Raw genomic sequence first — 19,282 nt, 5'->3', positions numbered from 1 at the left:
AAGGCCGCTCCCACAGGGAATGGTGATCCCTGTGGGAGCGGCCTTGTGTCGCGATGGGGTGCGCAGCGCCCCCAAAATTTCTGCTCAAACTCGAATGATGCTCGACCACCGGCTTTTCATGCCGCCGGACAAAGCAGGCATAATACCGCGCCTTCTACACTCAAGCGCATTTTCACAGATTGCCGGACGCCCCTTTGACCCAGGCCCATGCCTCCCATGTATCGCCCCGTCCCTCGGCCTGCCCGGGGTTGTGGCGCATCGTCAGTGCCCGTGATGGCGGCATCTGCCGCATCAAGCTGCCGGGCGGCCTGCTGCTGGCCGACCAGGCCGACGCAGTGGCGGCGGCTGCCGAGCGTTTCGCCGGTGGCGTGATCGAGGCCACCAACCGCGGCAACCTGCAGATTCGCGGCATCGGCAGCGACCATCGCGGCCTGGTCGAGACACTGCTCGCTGCCGGCCTGGGCCCACGTGATGCCGCCGGTGACGATGTGCGCAACCTGATGCTCAGCCCGCTGGCCGGGCATGACCCGGCGATGCTGCTGGACGCTCGACCGTTGGCCGGGCAGATCCTCGACCTGCTGGAGGGCACCCCGCGCTTTCACCAGTTGTCGGCCAAGTTCGCCGTGCAGCTGGATGCCGGCGAAAACCTGGCCATGCTCGAACACCCCCATGACCTGTGGCTGTCTGCCCTGCGCCTGGGGCAGCAGACCTGGCTGGCGTTTGGCCTGGCAGGTTGCCCGGCAGACGGCCAGGTGCTCGGTGCGGTGCCGGCGGACCAAGGCCTGGTGCTGGTGCGTGCGGTGCTGGAGCGCTTCCTCGACCTGGCCACCCCGGCACAGTCGCGCATGCGCCAGTTGCTCGAGGTATGTTCGGCAACCGATTTCATCGACGGGCTCGGCCTGGCCATCCGCCGCGATGCCGCCGTGCTCGCATGGCGACGTGAACCGCGCAGCGCCTCGTGGCTGGGCGTCCTGCCCCAGGCGCAGGGCATCGCCTTGGGCGTTGCCCCGCCGCAGGGGCGCCTGACCCCGGCCATGCTGCGTGGCGCTGCGCGCGTTGCCCGTGAACATGGCGATGGCAGCCTGCGCCTGAGCCCCTGGCAAAGCCTGGTGCTGACCAACTTGCAAGCGCAACACATCGACCACGCCCAGGCCGGGTTGTCCGCACTGGGCCTGCTATGCCATGACCATGAGCCACTGGCACGCATAAGCGCCTGTACCGGCGCCAGTGGCTGTGCCAAGGCCCTGGGCGAGACCAAGGCCGACGCCGTCACCCTGGCCGCACTGCTCGGCCCTGGTGTGCCCGGCAGCGTGCACTTGTCCGGTTGCCCCCGATCCTGCGCCGTGGCCCATGTTGCCCCGGCCACCCTGCTGGCCCGCGCGCCGGGCCGTTACGACCTGTACCTGCGTGATGCGCGCCAGCCGGGCTTCGGCGCCCTGCGCGCCACCGACCTTACCTTGAATGAAGCAGGCGCCATGCTCGACCTGCCGACGGAGCACCTTGATGATTGACTACATCCGCGATGGTCAGGAGATCTATCGCAATTCCTTCCGGATCATCCGCGAGGAAGCCCGACTCGAGCGGATCCCCGCAGACCTCGAAAAGCTCGCCGTGCGCGTGATCCACGCCTGTGGCATGGTCGACGCCATCGATGGCCTGCAGTTCTCCGAAGGCGCCGGCCGGGCCGGACGCGAGGCGTTGCTGAACGGCGCGCCGATCCTGTGCGATGCGCACATGGTCGCCGAAGGCATCACCCGCGCCCGGCTGCCCGCCGACAACAAGGTCATCTGCACCCTGCGCGACCCGAGCGTACCGGGCCTGGCGAAAGACGCCGGCAACACCCGTTCCGCCGTGGCCCTGGAACTGTGGCGGCCGCACCTGGAAGGCAGTGTGGTGGTGATCGGCAATGCGCCTACCGCACTGTTCTATCTGCTGGAAATGCTCGACGCCGGCGCCCCGAAACCAGCACTGATCCTCGGCTTCCCGGTCGGCTTTGTCGGTGCCGCCGAGTCCAAGGCGATGCTCGCCGCCGACAGCCGTGGCGTGCCGTTCGTGATCATGCAGGGCCGCCTGGGCGGCAGCGCGATGGCCGCAGCTGCGGTCAACGCCTTGGCCACGGAGGTGGAATGATGGCGCCGCGTGGACGTCTGCTGGGCCTGGGCGTGGGCCCTGGCGACCCAGAACTGATTACCCTCAAGGCCCTGCGCCTGCTGCGTGAAGCGCCAGTGGTTGGCTACTTCGTGGCCAAGGGCAAGCGCGGCAACGCCTTCGGCATCATCGAGGCGCACCTGCAGCCCGAGCAGACCCTGCTGCCGCTGGTCTACCCGGTAACCACCGAAGCGCTGCCAGCGCCGCTGTCCTATGAACAGGTGATCAGCGACTTCTACGACGAGGCCAGCGTGCAGGTAGCCGAGCACCTGGATGCCGGCCGCGACGTGGCGGTTATCTGTGAAGGCGACCCGTTCTTCTATGGTTCCTACATGTACCTGCACGACCGCCTGGCGCAGCGCTACGAGGCCGAAGTGATCCCCGGCGTCTGCTCGATGCTCGGTGGCGCCTCGGTACTGGGCGCGCCGCTGGTTTACCGCAATCAGAGCCTGTCGGTGCTGTCTGGCGTGTTGCCGGCCGAAGAGCTCAAGCGTCGCCTGGCCGACGCCGACGCGGCGGTGATCATGAAGCTTGGCCGCAACTTCCCCAAGGTGCGCGAAGTGCTGGCCGAACTGGGCCTGGACGGGCGTGCGCTGTATGTGGAGCGGGCGACCATGGCCAACCAGAAAATCGTGGCGCTGGACCAGGTCGACCCACAGTCGTCGCCGTACTTCTCGCTGATCATCGTGCCGGGTGAAAAATGGCAGGGCTGAACATGCACCAGGCACCGGCGATCGTCATCCTTGGCCAGGGCAGCCTGGCCACGGCGCAGCGTATCCAGCAGTGTTATCCACAAGCATCGATCCATGGCCTGGAAGGCCGGGTCGAGGGTGCCGACCTTTGCTACACCGCGTTCGGCGATACCCTGCGTGGGCTGTACCAGCAGAACACTCCGATCATTGCCTTGTGCGCGGCGGGTATCGTCATCCGCAGCCTGGCCAGCCTGCTCAGCGAGAAAGGTGTCGAGCCACCGGTACTGGCCGTGGCCGAAGACGGCAGTGCCGTAGTGCCGTTGCTTGGTGGCCTTGGCGGTGTGAACGTGATGGCGCGCGAAATCGCTGAAGCACTGGGCGTTGCTGCGGCCATCACCACCAGTGGCGAGCTGCGTTTCGGCACCTGTCTGCTGAACCCGCCACAGGGCTATGCGCTGGCGGATATCGAGCAAGGCAAGCGCTTTGTCTCCGACCTGCTGGCTGGCGAGGCGGTGCGCATCGAAGGTGACGCGCCGTGGCTGCAACAGGCGCAGTTGCCTGCCAGCGAGGCGGCTCGGCGTACCATCCATGTGGGGCACCAGGCCCGCCCGGCCAGCCGCGACGAGCTGCTGATCCACCCGCGTTCGGTGGTAGTGGGTGTTGCTGGCGGTAGCCTGGCCAGTATCCGGGCGGCATTGCAGCAGGCCGGCATCGCCGAGCCTGCAGTGGCCTGCCTGCTGGCCGATGAGCAAGCCATGGCCGACAGCGCCCTGCATGAGGCCGCACAGACCCTGGGTGTTGCCTTGCGCTTTGCTGCCAGGACGCATGATCTGGCCGGGATGGTTGCTGCGGCATTGCCTGCTGCGCAGCTGATCGAGGTGGCAGACGTGGTCATCGCGGTGGCGCCTGCCCCGGTCGAGGTGGCGCAGATCGGTCGTCGTCGGGGTCGTCTGGCGGTCATCGGCCTGGGGCCGGGTGCAGCCGAGCTGATGGTGCCGGCGGTCAAGGCCGAGCTGGCGCAAGCCGAGGATGTGCTCGGTTACGAAACCTACGTGCGCATGGCCGGGCCGTTCCGTGACGACCAGGTGCTGCACTGCACCGACAACCGTGAAGAGATGCAGCGTGCCCGGCATGCCTTCGAACTCGCGGCCCAGGGCCGTTCGGTGGTGGTGGTGTCGTCGGGCGACCCGGGTGTGTTCGCCATGGCAGCTGCGGTACTTGAAGCGTTGCACGCGTCCACGGACCCGGCCTGGCACCGGGTGGATCTCGAGATCCTGCCGGGGGTGTCGGCCTCGCTCGCGACCGCCGCCCAGGCGGGTGCGCCGCTGGGGCATGACTTCTGCGTGATGTCGCTGTCGGACAACCTCAAGCCGTGGTCGATCATTGAAAAGCGCCTGGACCTGGCGGCCGAGGCCGACCTGGTGCTGGCATTCTACAACCCGATTTCCAAGGCCAGGCCGCACCAGCTTGGGGTAGCGCTGGAGGTCGTGCGTCGGCACCGCGAGGGTAACACGCCTGTAGTCCTTGGCCGTGACATCGGTAGGCCGGGGCAGACGCTGAAGGTCGTCACATTGGCCGAACTGCTGCCGGAAATGGTCGACATGCGCACCATGGTGCTTGTCGGCTCATCTACAACCTGCGTGTTTCCTCGCTTGTCGGGCGGGGCGTGGGCCTACACGCCGCGTTGGTACCCGTCGGCTGACTAGTTGCACCGGAAACCCTTCAGCGCGCTGCATCCTGGGCGCGCTGGCTAAGGTGGTCGCCCCTGACTCGGGGGGCAACCATCTAGGAGTTTCCACATGTCCACAGAAACACAAGTCACTGCGACCGACACAGCCATCCTGGTCGAAGGCAACCTGCTGGCCTGCGGCGCAGGCATGTCTTCGCAAAGCCGTCATGACGTAAAGAACGCCTTCCACTTTGCCACCTTGGTGGCTGACAAGTCCTTCGATGCCGAAAAACAGAGCAGGGAGTGGTACGACCGGTTCATCGATGTCATGCGTGATCTTGGCTTTACCATCCCTCGTCGCACCTTCGAGCTGGAAACCTCTGCCGAGTTGTCTGTCACCGTAGGCGCTGTCGCTATACGGGCGATCGGTGCGGTCGGCAATGCAGTGCTGGGTGGTACCAAGTTGGGTGTGCTGGCCAAGGCGGCTTTCGACAAACTCACCACCGTCGAAAATGACGTCAAGGTGGTCGATCACAAGCGCAAGAACAAGGTCAGGGGCATGGTCGGGATGGCCGCCTGCGTCGAAACCGACAACAACGATGTGGTCATGGTGGTGAGCTGCATCCAGGCCTCTGCCCCCAAACTGGAGGATGACATCCTGGGTATCCAGTGGAAGCTGGAAAAGACCGAGTACTACGCCGGGATGGCTGTGCTCACCCTCAACACTTTCGTCTACGACAAGGTCCGCGAAACCGTGGAAAACAAACTCGGCGTGCGCAGCGTCGAGAACGTTCTCCAGTACGACATCTGATTGCAGGGCGGCGTTGTTGCAACGCCGCCTTGTTCGGCTCTTTGTGACGAGGCAATGCAATGGACAGAACAGCTGAACAACTGATGTTGATTGGCGGGACGGCATTACTGTATCGCGCGGACGCTGGCCAGATTCAACGCCAGGCTGCCTTCGACTCCATCCTTTACGCCCAGTTGGTGGCCAACAGGAATGCGGGGTCACGCTTTGACAACTATGAAGCCTGGTATGACGCCTATCGCGAGGCATACCGGCAACTGGGCTGGATCAAGCTGGCCAGTACGCATGACTTGAAACAGCTGGGGCAGCCCGCGCGCAGCGCGCAGATACAGCCACTCGAGGCGTGGCTGACGATGCGCTCGATCCGTCATGAGGCTGTGCTGGCTGCAGTAAGAAGTGGCCTGGGCCGATCGATCGAAGGTTTTCGTCACCAGCTGAAGTTCAGCACGCAGGGTTCGCAGCTGGTGATCGAGCTTGGCTTGCTCAAGCCGGGCCCGGTCCTCGATCTTTGCAGTATCACCTTCCAATTCGACGCACCGATCGCCGGCATACCCCAGGACATGCTGCTGGTCGAAAAGGCGCTGGAGGGTGAAGCCGGGTTCAATGGCGTTTCCTTGCAGCTGGATAACGGGCGTTTCCAACATCAGCGAGATGAGCTGGAGGCATTGATGAAAACCAAGGATGCACAAGGGGAGTATCGGTTCGACCTGCATTAGGCAATGGCTATGGCGCCAGGTAGCCTTTGATACCGGTAAAGATGATTTGCGCAGCCAGGGCGCAGACGAACAGCCCCATCAGCCGGCTGACGATCTGCAGGCCCTGGTCGCCGAGTATGCGCTCGATACGGTGCGACAAGTACAGCACCAGGCCGACGGTGAAGCTGGCCAGGGCGATGCTGATGATGGCCAACAGCTTGTCGTCCCAGTGCGGGTGGCCGACGCCCATTACCAGCAGTGCACCGATGGTGCCCGGGCCGACGGTGAGCGGGATGGTCAGCGGCACGATGGTGACATCCTGCTGGACGTTGTCGGCCTGTACCGCAGACTTGCCTTGGGCCATGCCCAGTGCCGAAATGAACAGCACACTGCCAGCGCCGATGCGGAAGGCGTCGGCGGTGATGCCGAAGATGCCGAAGATCGCCCGACCGAACAGGTACAGCAGGACACTGGCGATGAGTGCGGCGATGGCCACCTTCCATGCCAGCTGCTTGCGCTCCTTGCTGGAATGGCCGCGGGTCAGGCTGATGAAGCACGACAGCACGAAGAACGGGCTGTAGAGCACGAGCATTTTCAGGTAGACGCTGAACAACTCATGGAGCATGGGGAAGCCCCTGGCAGGAAAGGTGAGGGGAAGTGTATCAGTAGGATCGTGGTTGTCTTCACTGGCCTAATCGCCGGCAAGCCAGCTCCCACAGGTACTGTGCATATCTTGAGATCGGTGCGGTCGGTGTGGGAGCTGGCTTGCCGGCGATGAGGCCAGTACAGGCAGTACAGGTCAGGAACTATGCACCGGATCCACCTTGGCTTCCCGGTGGTTGGCCCAGTACTGGATCAGCTCTCGCAACTGCGACAGTTCCACCGGTTTGGCCATGTGCCCGTCCATGCCCGCCAGGCGGGCGCGTTCCTTGTGTTCGGCAAGTATGTGCGCGGTCAGCGCCACCACCGGGGTGCGCTGGCGCTGGTTGGCGGCTTCCCAGGCGCGCAGCTGCTGGGTGGCCGAGAAACCGTCGAGTATCGGCATTTCGCAGTCCATCAGCACCAGGTCATAGCGCTGCGCCTTCATCGCCTGCAAGGCCTCTTCACCATTGCTGGCGGTGTCGGGCTCGAGGTTGAGCTTGCCAAGCATGCCGCGGATCACCTTGGTCGAGATGCTGTTGTCCTCGGCGACCAGCACGCGGAAGTCGTCGGGCAGGTCCAGTGCCTGGGGGATGCCAGGCAAACTGGCCGGTACGGCTTGCTCGCGGCCGCGCTGGGCCAGCTCTTCGGCCAGGGTGGTTTTCAGTGTGTAGCCGGCCACCGGCTTGGCGAGGATCCGCTTGACCCCTGCGTTGCGCGCAATGACCTTGCTCGGCGCGTTGCTGATACCGGTGAGCATCACCACCAGGATGTCGTGGTTCAGGCTCGGGTCTTCCTTGATCTTGGCGGCCAGCTGCATGCCGGTCATGCCCGGCATGTTCTGGTCCAGCAGCACGGCATCGAAGTAGTCGCGCAGGTGGGCCTTGGTGCGCAGCAGGGCCAGTGCTTCCTTGCCCGACGGGACCGCGCTGACGTTCATGCCCCAGGCGCTGCACTGCTGTACCAGCACCTTGCGGCAGGTGTCGTTGTCGTCCACCACCAGTACGCGAGCATCACGCAGCGGGCTGTCGAGGTCGGCCGGTGGCTGTTCCAGGCGCGAAGGGTCCAGCGGCAGGGTCAGCCACAGGGTATTGCCCATGCCGCTGCTGCTCTTGATGCCGAACTCGCCCTGCATCAGCCCGATCAGCTGCTTGGCGATGACCAGCCCCAGGTGGCCGCCCAGCTTGTTGCTGGACAGGAAGTGGTGGCTGTGCAACTCGGCCTGCAGCAAGGCTTCGCGGTCAGCGGCCGGCAACGGTTCGCCGCTGTCCTGCACGGCGATGCGCAGGCGCGGTACCTCGCCGCGCTGGTCCAGCGCCACTACCAGCAGGATCTCGCCCTGGTCGGTGTTTTTCAGGGCATTCTCCAGCAGGCTCGACAAGGCCTGGCGCAGGCGCGTCGGGTCGCCGCTGATCACCCGTGGTACCTGCGGTTGGGTGAAGCTGATCAGTTCGATGTTCTGCTGTTCGGCCTTGGCGCGGAAGATGTTCAGGCAATCTTCGATCAGCGCGTTGAGATCGAACTGCACGTCATCGAGTTCGATCTGCCGGGATTCGAGCTTGGAAATGTCGAGAATCTCGTTGATCAGCGTCAGCAGTTCGTTGCCGGCGCTGTGAATGGTCTGCACGTAGTCGCGTTGCTTGACCGACAGCGGCGTGCCCAGAAGCAGCTCGGTCATGCCCAGCACACCGTTCATGGGGGTACGGATTTCGTGGCTGATCTTGGCCAGGAACTCGGCCTTGGCGTTGATTTCGGCATCGCTGGCGGCCAGTGCGCGGCTGGCGCTGAAGCGCTCCTCGCTAATGCGCCGCAGGCGTTCACTGACGGCCAGGTTGAGCAGCAGGCCGCTGGCCACGGTCAGGCCCAGCAGGATGCACAGCAGCCAGGGCGTCGAGGTACGGGTCAGGCCCAGCAGCGCTGGCAGCAGCACCAGGCCACCGAGGTTGAACACCACCATGGCCAGACTGAACAGACGTGCGGGCGCATAGCCCCTGTACCAGTGGTAACTGCTGACCAGCAGCATGCTCACGCTGCCCAGGGCCATCAGGGCGTAGGTCATCAGGTTGAGGGGCAGGGTGTCGACGAACAGCAGCACCAACCCGCTCACCCCGACCAGCAGCATCTCGCCCTGCAGCAGACGGTTTAGCCGTGGCGAGTTGCATGGCGAGAAGAAATGCTGGGTGAAACCCAGCCCCGCCAGGCCGGCCAGGACCAGCGTCAGGTATGCGGCGGGTGTTTGCGCGCTATGCCAAACGTGCCACCAGGGGCCACTGAGGTTCAGCAGGATCAGGCCGCTGAGCAGCATCAGGCCGTGGTACAGCGCCAGAATCAGGGTGGTGCTGGAGCGGCTGTAGAGGAAGCGGATCAGGTTGTGCATGATCAGCATCACCAGGCCGCCGAACAGCATGCCGAACAGCAGTGGCTGGCGTTGGTCGGAGGCTGCCACGGCCGCAGGCTCCAGGCTGATGGCCGGGCGCAGCTGGTGCTCGGAAACCAGGCGCAGGTAGATATCCAGGGGTTGCTTGCTGTTGGGCAGGGGTAGTACATGGTCGCTGCCACGCAGGGTCGGGCTGGCATTGCCGGCCTGGCGCCCGTGGTGCAGCTGACGCAGAAGCTTGTCGCCCTCGAGGGCGTAGAGGTCCAGGCCAGAAAGGTCTGGGGCGAAAACCCGCAGCAGTTTTTCCTGCTCGCCGGGCTCCAGGCGGTAGTGCAGCCACAGGGCCTGTTCCGCAGGAGCGGCATCCAGGTCGGCCAGTACCAGCGGGCTGAACTGGTTGCGGTAACGTTCGGAGCGCACGTCGCTCAGTTGCAGGTTGGCCTGTTCGTCGAGCATAACGGCCCAGCCTCCGTCATGTTCGGCCGCCGCCGGGAACATGCAGAGCAAGGTCAGCAAGCTGACGATCAGAGCTGAGGCAATCCGAAGCCGACGCACTACGAAATCCCTTCTTAGCCTAGGTGCCGGGTATTAACTATGCGCGGCGCGCCAAGTCGAAGGCAAGGCCCCTTTGGGCCCTGTCGACGAGCCGGATGCCGCAGGCGCAAGGTGCTGGAGCGCACTGCGGCAGCCCGGTACAACTTACTGCTGGTGCTCACCGCGTTCGCGGGCGATGGCCCGGTAGCCGATATCGGTGCGGTAGAAACTGCCGTTCCAGCTGATTTCCTTGGCCAGGCGGTAAGCCTGCTGCTGCGCGTCGGCAACGGTGCTGCCCATGGCGGTGGCACACAGCACGCGCCCGCCGTTGGTAGTCACCTTGCCATCCTTGAGCGCAGTGCCGGCGTGGAACACCTTGCCTTCGATCTTCGCGGCAGCGTCCAGGCCGTTGATCACGTCACCCTTGGCGTAGTCGCCCGGGTAGCCGCCGGCAGCCAGCACCACGCCCAGGCTCGGGCGCGGGTCCCACTGTGCTTCGACCTTGTCCAGCGCCTTGGCGAAGGCGGCCTCGACCAGCAGCACCAGGCTCGACTCCAGGCGCAGCATGACTGGTTGGGTCTCAGGGTCGCCGAAGCGGCAGTTGAACTCGATGACCTTGGGGTTGCCCGCCTTGTCGATCATCAGGCCGGCGTAGAGGAAACCGGTGTAGACGTTGCCTTCCTCGGCCATGCCGCGCACGGTCGGCCAGATCACCTGGTCCATCACGCGCTGGTGCACTTCGGCGGTGACCACCGGGGCAGGGGAGTAGGCACCCATGCCGCCGGTGTTCGGGCCGGTGTCCTGGTTGCCGACGCGCTTGTGGTCCTGGCTGGTGGCCATGGGCAGCACGTTCTGGCCGTCGACCATGACGATGAAGCTGGCTTCCTCGCCGTCGAGGAACTCCTCGATCACCACGCGGGAGCCCGCATCGCCGAAGGCGTTGCCGGCCAGCATGTCACGCACGGCGGCTTCGGCTTCTTCCAGGGTCATGGCGACGATCACGCCCTTGCCCGCGGCCAGGCCATCGGCCTTGATCACGATCGGCGCGCCTTTTTCCTGCAGGTAGGCCAGCGCCGGCTCGATTTCGGTGAAGTTCTGGTAGTCGGCGGTCGGGATCTTGTGTCGCGCCAGGAAGTCCTTGGTGAAAGCCTTGGAGCCTTCCAGCTGGGCCGCGCCCTTGGTCGGACCGAAGCAGTCCAGGCCGCGGCTGCGGAACAGGTCGACCACGCCGATGACCAGCGGTGCTTCCGGACCGACGATGGTCAGGTCGACGTTCTTCTCGGCGAAGTCAGCCAGTTGCTCCAGGGCGCACACGTCGATGGCGACGTTCTCGCACTTGGCTTCAATGGCGGTGCCGGCGTTGCCCGGGGCAACGAAGACTTTCTCGACGCGTGGGTCCTGGGCGACTTTCCAGGCCAGGGCGTGCTCACGGCCGCCGCTGCCGATGATCAAAACTTTCATGTCAAAACCTCGAATTTTGTCTGGCCGATCCCGCTTCCTGTAGGAGCGGCCTTGTGTCGCGAAAGGGGCGCGTAGCGGCCCCAGGTTTTCAGCTTCACAGCAGAAATTGCTGGGGCCGCTTTGCGGCCCTATCGCGACACAAGGCCGCTCCTACAAGGGCCGGCGATCGGCCCTGCATCTGTTTAGTGGCGGAAGTGGCGCATACCGGTGAAGACCATGGCGATGCCGGCTTCGTCAGCGGCAGCAATCACCTCGGCATCACGCATCGAACCACCCGGCTGGATCACGGCGCTGATACCCACTTTAGCCGCATTGTCGATGCCATCACGGAACGGGAAGAACGCATCCGACGCCATGACTGCACCCTGCACCTGCAGGCCGGCATGCTCGGCCTTGATTGCAGCAATGCGCGCGGAGTTGACGCGGCTCATCTGGCCGGCGCCGACGCCGATGGTCTGGCGCTGCTTGGCGTAGACAATGGCGTTGGACTTGACGAACTTGGCCACTTTCCAGGCGAACACCAGGTCGTTGATCTCTTGCTCGGTTGGCGCACGCTTGGTGACGATCTTCAGGTCATCGGCAGTGATCATGCCGATATCGCGGCTCTGCACCAGCAGGCCACCGTTGACGCGCTTGAAGTCCCAACCGGCAGCGCGCTCGGCAGGCCACTCGCCGCACTCCAGCAGGCGTACGTTCTGCTTGGCGGCAACCACTTCGCGGGCAGCCTGGGAAATTTTCGGGGCGATGATCACTTCGACGAACTGGCGGTCGACGATGGCCTTGGCGGTTTCGCCGTCCAGTTCGCGGTTGAAGGCGATGATGCCGCCGAACGCCGACTCGGTGTCGGTTGCGTAGGCCAGGTCGTAGGCCTTGCGGATGCCGCCTTCGTCTTCAGGTACCACGGCCACGCCGCACGGGTTGGCGTGCTTGACGATGACGCAGGCCGGCTTGACGAAGCTCTTCACGCACTCCAGCGCGGCATCGGTGTCGGCCACGTTGTTGAACGACAGTTCCTTGCCCTGCAGCTGGATGGCGGTGGAAACGCTGGCTTCGCCTTTCTTCGCTTCTACGTAGAACGCCGCGCTCTGGTGCGGGTTTTCGCCGTAACGCATTTCCTGGGCCTTGACGAACTGGCTGTTGAAGGTGCGCGGGAACTCGCTGCGGCCTTCAGTGCTCAGGGTTTCTTTGGCCTGGTCGATGGTGCCCATGTAGTTGGCGATCATGCCGTCGTAGGCAGCAGTGTGCTCGAACGCCTTGAGCATCAGGTCGAAGCGCTGGGCGTAGGTCAGGCCACCGGCCTTGAGGCCTTCGATGATGCCGGCGTAGTCGCTGGCGTTGACCACGATGGCCACGTCCTTGTGGTTCTTGGCAGCCGAGCGGACCATGGTCGGGCCGCCGATATCGATGTTCTCGATGGCGGTCGGCAGGTCACAGCCAGGCTTGGAGATGGTGGCTTCGAACGGGTACAGGTTGACTGCTACCAGGTCGATCGGCTTGATGCCGTGCTCATTCATGATGGCGTCGTCGGTGCCGCGACGGCCGAGGATGCCACCGTGGATTTTCGGGTGCAGGGTCTTGACCCGGCCATCCATCATTTCGGCGAAGCCGGTGTAGTCGGCCACTTCCACCGCGTTGACGCCGTTGTCCTTGAGCAGCTTGTAGGTGCCGCCGGTGGACAGGATCTCGACACCGAGCTGCTGCAGCTCACGGGCAAATTCGAGGATACCGGTCTTGTCGGAGACGCTGATCAGGGCGCGGCGGACTGGCAGGCGGGTAGTCTGGTCGGTCATTTCGGGTTCCAATAACGCGGTGGAGTCAGCAAAAAAGGCGCCTCTGTTCAGGGAGCCGCCTTTTCTGGTTGGGATTCTGGCTTACAACAAGTCGTACTGCTTGAGCTTCTTGCGCAGGGTGCCTCGGTTCAGCCCGAGCATCTCGCTGGCCTTGGTCTGGTTGCCCTTCACGTAGTTCATCACGCTTTCGAGCAGGGGCGCCTCGACTTCGGAGAGCACCAGGTTGTACACGTCCGTCACGGTCGCGCCTTCCAGGTGGGCGAAGTAGTTGTGCAGCGCCTTCTCGACGCTGTCGCGAAGGGTCTGGCCCTCCTCGCTCGGCGTGTTGAGGTGCTGTTTCAGGTTGGCGTTGTCGCTCACGGGCGTTGTTCCACTCACAAATGTCTCGGTCATCATCGTCATGCGGCCACCCCTTGTCCGTCCTCTGTCTCAAGGCTCTGTCGACGTTCGCTGAAAAACGCGCGAACGTTGGCGCACTGCGCTTGTGTGTCTTCCAAAGCGTTGAACCGGGAGCGAAACTCCTTGCCGCCGGGTCGTGTTGCCAGGTACCAGCCAACGTGCTTGCGGGCGATACGTACGCCCATCACATCGCCATAGAAGGCATGCAGCGCGGCCAGGTGCTCCAGCAGGATGCGTTCCACTTCCTCCAGCTGCGGCGCTGGCAGGTGTTCGCCAGTGCGCAGGTAATGCTCGATCTCGCGAAAGATCCATGGCCGCCCTTGGGCGGCCCGGCCGATCAACAGGCCATCGACCCCGGTGGCGTCCAGCACCGCCCGGGCCTTTTCTGGCGAGGTGATATCGCCGTTGGCAAAAACCGGGATCGACACCGCCTGCTTGATGGCAGCGATGGTGTCGTATTCGGCTTCGCCGGTGTACAGGTCGGCGCGTGTGCGGCCATGCACCGCCAGCGCCTGGATGCCGGCCTGCTCGGCAATCTTCGCCACGTTCAGGCCGTTCTTGTTCGCCCGGTCCCAGCCGGTGCGGATCTTCAGGGTCACCGGGACGTCCACGGCGCCGACCACGGCGTGGAGAATCTCGCTGACCAAGGCTTCATCTCTCAATAAAGCAGAGCCTGCGGCTTTGTTGCAGACTTTTTTTGCCGGGCAGCCCATGTTGATATCAATGATCTGGGCGCCTGCTTCGACGTTGGCCTTTGCCGCCGCTGCCATCATCTGCGCATCACCACCGGCGATCTGTACCGAGCGTGGCTCGGGATCACCCTCATGGATGCGGCGCAGGCTCGACTTGCGGCTGTTCCAAAGGCTCATGTCACTGGAGACCATTTCCGACACCACCATGCCGGCGCCCAGGCGCTGGCAAAGTGTACGGAAAGGCTGGTCCGTGACCCCGGCCATGGGCGCGAGGATCAGGTTGTTGCGTAGTGTGTATGGGCCGATGCGTACCGCCGACATAGGTGATCCCTGTTGTGGGGCCGAATCTTGGAGTTCGAAAAAGGGTTGGCATGATACCCGCTCTCGGTGACCGGATAAAGATGGATTTGGATAAAATCTGAACAGTTGTCGGCTTATGACTTTTGGTATGGGTGAGGTCCAGGACCTTGCGCGGCCCCTGTGGGAGCGGGCCTGCCCGCGAAGCAGGCGGCGCAATGGATGGCACGGGCTTCGCCCGTGTTCGCGGGCACGCCCGCTCCCACAGGGCTGCTGGTTATTCCGGCGAACGGAAGCTCAGGCTGTAATTAACGGCCTTCGGCCCTGGGTCGAGGATGTCCAGGGCGATATGGATCGGGGTCTGGCTTGGCATTTCGCCGCGCCCGGCCAGTTCGCCGGACAGGTATTCGCTGGGCTTGAAGCGACGGCTGGCGATCAGCTGGCCATTGAGGTCGGCGAAGCGCAGCTCCAGCAGCGGGAACGGCTGGGCGAACGGCGCGCGGTTGTAGATGATCGCATCGACGATCAGAGCGCCCTTGAAGTCCGGGTGGCTACGAACCACCAGGTTGCTGCTCTTGATTCGGGCGATATCGACGCGGGTCGGCACCTCGCAGCCGACCAACGGGCAGATTTGCTGGAAGATCGGCCGGTATTGGTCCTGGCGGGCCATTTCGTCGAAATGGAACCAGACGTACTGGAACGCAAGCAAGCCAGCGGCCAGCAGTGTCAGGAAGCCCCACAACAAGCGCTTGCCCCAGTTGGGTGCGGGCTGTTCCCAGCCTAGTTGCAGGGGGTCGTCGACCACATCTACCAGCGGCTCCTTGCGCGCCGGGCGCTCGGCTTTGCCGGCTAGGCCTGGTTCAAGACGTTCGCCGGGCAGCGGCTCGACAGGTTCGTCGTCGCGCGCTGACAGGTGCAGCTCCAGTGGCTCGTCGTCGCGGGCGCTCAGGCCCCGTACAGGGGCCTCATCATCGGCGGCCCGCAGCGGTTCGTTGAATTCGGGGTGGTCATCGATTGCGGCGGTACGGTGTACCGGTGGTTCGTCGTCGATGTCCAGGTCAAGATTGCCACCTAACGTCGGCTCGGTACGCGCGCCTGGGGCGGGTTCCAGGTCCAGCTCCAGGGGCTCCGGCTCCCGCAGCACGGGCGTGGGTTCTACTGCCTGTTGCGGCTCGAACGGCTCATCGGTTGCCGTACCGAACAGGTCGTCGGCATGTTCGTCCGGGTGCAGTTCGTCACGCCTCGCCTGCAGGCCGTCGTCCTGGCTTGCCGGGCGAGCCGAGGCCGGTTGGCCGCGGCGCTCCAGGCGCTCCAGTTCCATGTCGAGGTCGAGCGCTTCCAGCGCCTGGGTGGTGAGCGCCCAGTCCTCGTCCGAGGGGGCGCTGGGCTCGCTGGCGACTGGCTGGGGTGCGATCGCCGGTTCGACCAGCGGTTCGGCAGGTGCAGCTGGCATCGGCACCGCAGGTGCGCTGGCTCCGCTGGCGCGGTTCTGCTCCAGCAGCTGCCTGGCGGCGTTGAACACCTGCAGGCAGTGGCCGCAGCGCACTACACCGCGGGCCACGCTCAACTGGTGGTGGGTGACGCGAAAGCTGGTCTGGCAATGCGGGCACTGGGTGACGAAACTGTCGGTCATGCGGCAATCCGGGAGCTGTGCAGAAAAGTATTCTAGGCCCGCTTAACGGCGGCGACCACTGATGCGCACCCAGCCATCGCGAACGACGATCGGGTCCAGTTCGAAGTCGGCGGCATAGGCTGCGGCCACTTCCTCACCTTGCTCGGCGAGGATGCCCGACAGCGCCAGCAGGCCACCTGGGCGGACCAGGCCGGACAGTTGCGGTGCCAGCGACACCAGCGGGCCGGCGAGGATGTTGGCGACCAGCACATCGGCCTGCATGGCCGGCATGTTCTCTGGCAGGTACAGCGCCAGCTTCTCGTCGGCGATGCCGTTGCGCTGGGCGTTGTCGCGCGAAGCCTCGATGGCCTGTACGTCGATGTCGGTACCGACCGCCTCACGGGCGCCCAGCAGCAACGCGGCGATGGCCAGAATGCCGGAGCCGCAGCCGAAGTCCAGCACCTGGGTGCCTTCGAGCTGCTGGCCGTCGAGCCATTCCAGGCACAGTGCGGTGGTGGGGTGGGTACCGGTGCCGAACGCCAGGCCGGGGTCGAGCAGCAGGTTCACCGCGTCCTGTTCCGGGGCCTCGTGCCAGCTTGGCACGATCCACAGGCGGCGGCCGAAGCGCATCGGCTGGAAGTTGTCCATCCAGCTGCGTTCCCAGTCCTGGTCCTCGATCACCTCGGCCTGGTGCTCGGGCAGTTCGGCAGCGGTCAGCAGGCGCAGGTGGGCGAATACCTGCTCAGGATCGGCATCGGCCTCGAACAGGGCCAGCAGGTGGGTGTGCGACCACAGCGGAGTGGTGTTGAGGTCTGGCTCGAAGATCGGTTGATCCTCGGCATCCATGAACGTGACCGAGACGGCACCCACTTCGAGCAGGGCATCTTCGTAGGTTTCGGCTTGTTCCGGGCTGATGGCCAGGCGTACTTGCAGCCAGGGCATGGCGGGCACCTTTGGTAAATCGACAGGGGCAGCCCTAGGCTGCGCGAAGGCTGGCAGTTTACGCGAGTGCGGGGGATTTGTGGATCTGGGCTGCTGTGCAGCCCGTTCGCAGCACAAGGCTGCTCCTACAAGAGATCACATACCCCTGTAGGAGCAGCCTTGTGCTGCGAATAGGGCGCGAAGCGCCCCCGGAATGCATCAGACAAAACAGAGGGAAAGCGACTCAGCTATATAAGCAGGCTTCTCTTCTCCCTCGATCTCCAGCGTGGCAATCGCCTTTAGCAGCCATTGCCCTGGTTTCTTTTCCGTCACTTCGGCCAGGTCCACCTTCAGCCGTACCTGGCTGTCGACCTTGACCGGCTGGATGAACCGCACGCTGTCCAGCCCATAGTTCACCACCATCTTCAGCCCTTCCGGCAGAACCAGGATGTCCTCGATCAGCTTGGGAATCAGCGACAATGTCAGGAAACCGTGGGCGATGGTGCTGCCGAACGGGGTTTTTGCCGCCTTTTCCGGGTCAACATGGATGAACTGGAAATCGCCCGTGGCTTCGGCGAACAGGTTGATGCGTTGCTGGTCGATCTTCAGCCAGGCCGAGCGGCCCAGTTCCTTACCAACGTACTGCGAAAGCTCTGTAACCGGTACATGGGGCATCGCGGACTCTCCGGGTTGTCAGTTGGTACGAAAGTGCAAGATCAGCACGGCGAACCGTTTCAGTCAAGTTGCACGTTTTTCGACGAATATCGGTATATGACGGCACATGCTTATAATGGCGGCCATGCCCGAGGGAGATGCTTATGCTGTTGCGTGGTTTGACCTGGCTGGTGCTGTTCCAGCTGCTGGGGACGGCAATCAACCATCTGTTGGTGCCGTTTCTGCCGGGGCCGATCATCGGCCTGTTGCTGCTTTTGTTCTTCCTCATGGCCCGTGGTGAGGTGGGCAAGCCGCTGAACGAGGCCGCCAGCAGCCTTCTGCGTTACCTGCCGCTGTTGCTGGTGCCGCCAGCGGTGGGGGTGATGGTGTATGCCAGGGATATCGCCGCCGACTTCTGGGCCATTGCCGGTGCCTTGCTGATCTCCTGCCTGGTGACCCTGGTGTTCGTCGGCGTGTTGATGCAAAAGCTCATCCACCGTCAGGGCCGGAGCGAGGAGCAGCCATGATGCTCGACTGGCAAGGCGCACTGGATGCGGTCGTTCATCATCCCTTGTTCGGTATCGGCATCACGCTTGGGGCCTACCAGGTGGTGCTGGCGGCCTACGAGAAGACCCGCTGGATCTTCCTGCAGCCGGTACTGGTCTCGATGCTGCTGGTGATCGGCGTGTTGCTGGTGTGTGGCATCGACTACAGCGAATATCGCAAGAGCACCGAAATCATGAACATCCTGCTGGGGCCTGCCACCGTAGCCCTGGCTGTGCCGCTCTACCTCAACCTGCGGCGTATCCGACAGCTGTTCTGGCCCACATTTACTACGCTGGTAGTCGGAGGCCTGTTCGCCACGCTGTGCTGCCTGTTGCTGGGCTGGTGGTTCGGTGCCGAGCACATGATCCTGATGACCATGGCGCCGAAGTCGGTCACTTCGCCGATCGCCATGCTGGTGGCTGAGCAGATTGGCGGCGTGGCTGCCCTGGCGGCGGTGTTCGTGCTGATTACCGGGGTTATCGGGGCAATCTTCGGTCCGGCGCTGCTGAGCCGTTTTGGCGTGCATAGCCCCGAGGCCCGTGGCATGTCTTTGGGCGTGACCGCGCATGCAGTGGGCACTTCGGTGGCCCTGCAGGAAAGTGACGAATGCGGCGCCTTTGCCGCGCTGGCGATGAGCCTGATGGGGGTGGCCACGGCGGTGTTCCTGCCGCTGGCGGTCAGCCTGGTGGCTTGAGGACTTGTGATGACGCTACCGCTGTTTCCTCTCAATACCGTGCTGTTTCCTGGTTGTTTCCTCGATTTGCAGATATTCGAGGCACGCTATCTGGACATGATCGGGCGCTGCATGAAGCGGGGCGAAGGTTTTGGTGTGGTGTGCATCCTCGAAGGCGAGCAGGTCGGCAAGGCGCCGCCGGTGGTCGCCTCGATCGGCTGCGAGGCAGTGATCCGTGACTTCGTGCAGCAGGATAACGGCTTGCTGGGTATCCGCGTCGAAGGCGTGCGGCGCTTCAACCTGGAAAGCACCGAGGTGCAGAAGGACCAGTTGCTGGTGGGGCAGGTGCAATGGCTGGCGGAGCAGGCGGACAGCCCGTTGCTGGAGGCGGACGAAGACCTGCTGGCGTTGCTGGTGGCCCTGGGCGAGCACCCCATGGTCGAAGCGCTAGACATGCCGCGCCCGGTGGATGGGCGCCAGGCGTTGTCCAATCAGTTGGCGTACCTGCTGCCGTTCATGGAAGAGGACAAGCTGGATTTGCTGAGCCTCGACTCGCCGCAGGAGCGGTTGGGGGAGATCCAGAAGCTGCTGGAGCGGATTCAGGGTGAATTGTTTGCCTGATACTGCTGTGTTGCCAGTGCCGGCCTCTTCGCAGCACAAGGCTGCTCCTACAGG

The 19,282-nt window shown here is 64.0% G+C and carries 18 protein-coding genes; 9 read left to right on the top strand and 9 right to left on the bottom strand.

Going from position 1 to position 19,282, the window contains the following annotated elements; translation table 11 throughout:
• Positions 1-179: 179 nt before the first annotated feature.
• From cobG to ACK56M_RS25900, 6 genes are all read left to right on the top strand, one after another.
• A complete protein-coding gene (cobG, locus tag ACK56M_RS25925; RefSeq protein WP_170977521.1) occupies positions 180-1,511 on the top strand; it encodes a precorrin-3B synthase in 1,332 nt (443 codons plus the stop codon).
• The gene (locus ACK56M_RS25920; RefSeq protein WP_003257545.1) at positions 1,504-2,130 is read left to right on the top strand and encodes a precorrin-8X methylmutase; all 627 of its coding nucleotides are present in this window, start codon (positions 1,504-1,506) and stop codon (positions 2,128-2,130) included. Before cobG ends, ACK56M_RS25920 begins: the two co-directional genes overlap by 8 nt.
• Positions 2,127-2,861 carry a precorrin-2 C(20)-methyltransferase gene (locus tag ACK56M_RS25915; RefSeq protein WP_182328907.1) on the top strand — a complete coding sequence of 245 codons (735 nt, stop codon included), beginning with the start codon at positions 2,127-2,129 and terminating at the stop codon, positions 2,859-2,861. Before ACK56M_RS25920 ends, ACK56M_RS25915 begins: the two co-directional genes overlap by 4 nt.
• Positions 2,849-4,546, top strand: coding sequence for a precorrin-3B C(17)-methyltransferase (gene cobJ, locus ACK56M_RS25910; protein WP_191472092.1), 1,698 nt, complete (start codon positions 2,849-2,851; stop codon positions 4,544-4,546). Before ACK56M_RS25915 ends, cobJ begins: the two co-directional genes overlap by 13 nt.
• 93 nt (positions 4,547-4,639) lie before the next feature.
• A complete protein-coding gene (locus ACK56M_RS25905) occupies positions 4,640-5,320 on the top strand; it encodes a hypothetical protein (protein ID WP_061303513.1) in 681 nt (226 codons plus the stop codon).
• Positions 5,321-5,403: 83 nt separating this feature from the next.
• Positions 5,404-6,033, top strand: a complete 630-nt coding sequence (locus ACK56M_RS25900) for a hypothetical protein (RefSeq protein ID WP_061303515.1) — start codon at positions 5,404-5,406, stop codon at positions 6,031-6,033.
• Between the two features lie 7 nt (positions 6,034-6,040).
• Here the strand turns inward: ACK56M_RS25900 and ACK56M_RS25895 are convergent, their stop codons facing one another.
• The 9 genes from ACK56M_RS25895 to ACK56M_RS25855 all read right to left on the bottom strand — a co-directional run bounded on the left by ACK56M_RS25895 (position 6,041) and on the right by ACK56M_RS25855 (position 17,409).
• Complete coding sequence (locus ACK56M_RS25895) at positions 6,041-6,637, bottom strand: MarC family protein (RefSeq protein ID WP_013974374.1); 597 nt, start codon at positions 6,635-6,637, stop codon at positions 6,041-6,043.
• A 174-nt stretch (positions 6,638-6,811) separates the two neighbouring features.
• A complete protein-coding gene (locus tag ACK56M_RS25890; RefSeq protein ID WP_015271954.1) occupies positions 6,812-9,583 on the bottom strand; it encodes a hybrid sensor histidine kinase/response regulator in 2,772 nt (923 codons plus the stop codon).
• Between the two features lie 144 nt (positions 9,584-9,727).
• A complete protein-coding gene (gene purD / locus ACK56M_RS25885; protein ID WP_015271953.1) occupies positions 9,728-11,023 on the bottom strand; it encodes a phosphoribosylamine--glycine ligase in 1,296 nt (431 codons plus the stop codon).
• Between the two features lie 182 nt (positions 11,024-11,205).
• A complete protein-coding gene (gene purH, locus ACK56M_RS25880; protein WP_015271952.1) occupies positions 11,206-12,813 on the bottom strand; it encodes a bifunctional phosphoribosylaminoimidazolecarboxamide formyltransferase/IMP cyclohydrolase in 1,608 nt (535 codons plus the stop codon).
• Positions 12,814-12,894: 81 nt separating this feature from the next.
• Positions 12,895-13,215, bottom strand: coding sequence for a DNA-binding transcriptional regulator Fis (gene fis / locus ACK56M_RS25875; RefSeq protein WP_012274390.1), 321 nt, complete (start codon positions 13,213-13,215; stop codon positions 12,895-12,897).
• Positions 13,212-14,225 (bottom strand): tRNA dihydrouridine synthase DusB, encoded by a 1,014-nt coding sequence (gene dusB / locus ACK56M_RS25870; protein ID WP_015271951.1) that lies wholly within the window; start codon positions 14,223-14,225, stop codon positions 13,212-13,214. Before dusB ends, fis begins: the two co-directional genes overlap by 4 nt.
• Positions 14,226-14,478: 253 nt before the next feature.
• Positions 14,479-15,834 carry a DUF3426 domain-containing protein gene (locus tag ACK56M_RS25865; RefSeq protein WP_054573588.1) on the bottom strand — a complete coding sequence of 452 codons (1,356 nt, stop codon included), beginning with the start codon at positions 15,832-15,834 and terminating at the stop codon, positions 14,479-14,481.
• A 42-nt stretch (positions 15,835-15,876) separates the two neighbouring features.
• Positions 15,877-16,755 (bottom strand): 50S ribosomal protein L11 methyltransferase, encoded by an 879-nt coding sequence (gene prmA, locus ACK56M_RS25860; RefSeq protein ID WP_015271949.1) that lies wholly within the window; start codon positions 16,753-16,755, stop codon positions 15,877-15,879.
• A gap of 198 nt (positions 16,756-16,953) precedes the next feature.
• Positions 16,954-17,409, bottom strand: coding sequence for a MaoC family dehydratase (locus tag ACK56M_RS25855; protein WP_054573589.1), 456 nt, complete (start codon positions 17,407-17,409; stop codon positions 16,954-16,956).
• Positions 17,410-17,552: 143 nt separating this feature from the next.
• Here ACK56M_RS25855 and ACK56M_RS25850 point away from each other — a divergent pair, with 143 nt between their 5' ends.
• Genes ACK56M_RS25850 through ACK56M_RS25840 form a run of 3 tightly spaced genes read left to right on the top strand, consistent with a single transcriptional unit; the run spans position 17,553 to position 19,228 of the window.
• Positions 17,553-17,915 carry a CidA/LrgA family protein gene (locus ACK56M_RS25850; protein ID WP_003257558.1) on the top strand — a complete coding sequence of 121 codons (363 nt, stop codon included), beginning with the start codon at positions 17,553-17,555 and terminating at the stop codon, positions 17,913-17,915.
• Entirely contained in the window at positions 17,912-18,628 is a 717-nt protein-coding gene (locus ACK56M_RS25845; protein WP_013974365.1) for an LrgB family protein, read from the top strand. Before ACK56M_RS25850 ends, ACK56M_RS25845 begins: the two co-directional genes overlap by 4 nt.
• Before the next feature lie 9 nt (positions 18,629-18,637).
• Positions 18,638-19,228, top strand: coding sequence for an LON peptidase substrate-binding domain-containing protein (locus tag ACK56M_RS25840; protein WP_087499519.1), 591 nt, complete (start codon positions 18,638-18,640; stop codon positions 19,226-19,228).
• Positions 19,229-19,282 lie beyond the last annotated feature (54 nt).

Source organism: Pseudomonas sp. s4 (assembly GCF_046764235.1).
Lineage (GTDB): Bacteria > Pseudomonadota > Gammaproteobacteria > Pseudomonadales > Pseudomonadaceae > Aquipseudomonas > Aquipseudomonas asiatica.
This window is presented reverse-complemented; position numbering and strand designations above follow the sequence as displayed.

What these genes read in the sequence shown, in the direction of transcription:
- ACK56M_RS25920 (WP_003257545.1), top strand. Translation starts at nt 1,504, where the DNA reads ATGATTGACTACATCCGCGATGGTCAGGAGATCTATCGCAATTCCTTC.
- ACK56M_RS25915 (WP_182328907.1), top strand. Translation starts at nt 2,127, where the DNA reads ATGATGGCGCCGCGTGGACGTCTGCTGGGCCTGGGCGTGGGCCCTGGC.
- cobJ (WP_191472092.1), top strand. Translation starts at nt 2,849, where the DNA reads ATGGCAGGGCTGAACATGCACCAGGCACCGGCGATCGTCATCCTTGGC.
- ACK56M_RS25905 (WP_061303513.1), top strand. Translation starts at nt 4,640, where the DNA reads ATGTCCACAGAAACACAAGTCACTGCGACCGACACAGCCATCCTGGTC.
- ACK56M_RS25900 (WP_061303515.1), top strand. Translation starts at nt 5,404, where the DNA reads ATGTTGATTGGCGGGACGGCATTACTGTATCGCGCGGACGCTGGCCAG.
- ACK56M_RS25895 (WP_013974374.1), bottom strand. Translation starts at nt 6,637, where the DNA reads ATGCTCCATGAGTTGTTCAGCGTCTACCTGAAAATGCTCGTGCTCTAC.
- purD (WP_015271953.1), bottom strand. Translation starts at nt 11,023, where the DNA reads ATGAAAGTTTTGATCATCGGCAGCGGCGGCCGTGAGCACGCCCTGGCC.
- purH (WP_015271952.1), bottom strand. Translation starts at nt 12,813, where the DNA reads ATGACCGACCAGACTACCCGCCTGCCAGTCCGCCGCGCCCTGATCAGC.
- fis (WP_012274390.1), bottom strand. Translation starts at nt 13,215, where the DNA reads ATGACGATGATGACCGAGACATTTGTGAGTGGAACAACGCCCGTGAGC.
- dusB (WP_015271951.1), bottom strand. Translation starts at nt 14,225, where the DNA reads ATGTCGGCGGTACGCATCGGCCCATACACACTACGCAACAACCTGATC.
- ACK56M_RS25865 (WP_054573588.1), bottom strand. Translation starts at nt 15,834, where the DNA reads ATGACCGACAGTTTCGTCACCCAGTGCCCGCATTGCCAGACCAGCTTT.
- prmA (WP_015271949.1), bottom strand. Translation starts at nt 16,755, where the DNA reads ATGCCCTGGCTGCAAGTACGCCTGGCCATCAGCCCGGAACAAGCCGAA.
- ACK56M_RS25855 (WP_054573589.1), bottom strand. Translation starts at nt 17,409, where the DNA reads ATGCCCCATGTACCGGTTACAGAGCTTTCGCAGTACGTTGGTAAGGAA.
- ACK56M_RS25850 (WP_003257558.1), top strand. Translation starts at nt 17,553, where the DNA reads ATGCTGTTGCGTGGTTTGACCTGGCTGGTGCTGTTCCAGCTGCTGGGG.
- ACK56M_RS25845 (WP_013974365.1), top strand. Translation starts at nt 17,912, where the DNA reads ATGATGCTCGACTGGCAAGGCGCACTGGATGCGGTCGTTCATCATCCC.
- ACK56M_RS25840 (WP_087499519.1), top strand. Translation starts at nt 18,638, where the DNA reads ATGACGCTACCGCTGTTTCCTCTCAATACCGTGCTGTTTCCTGGTTGT.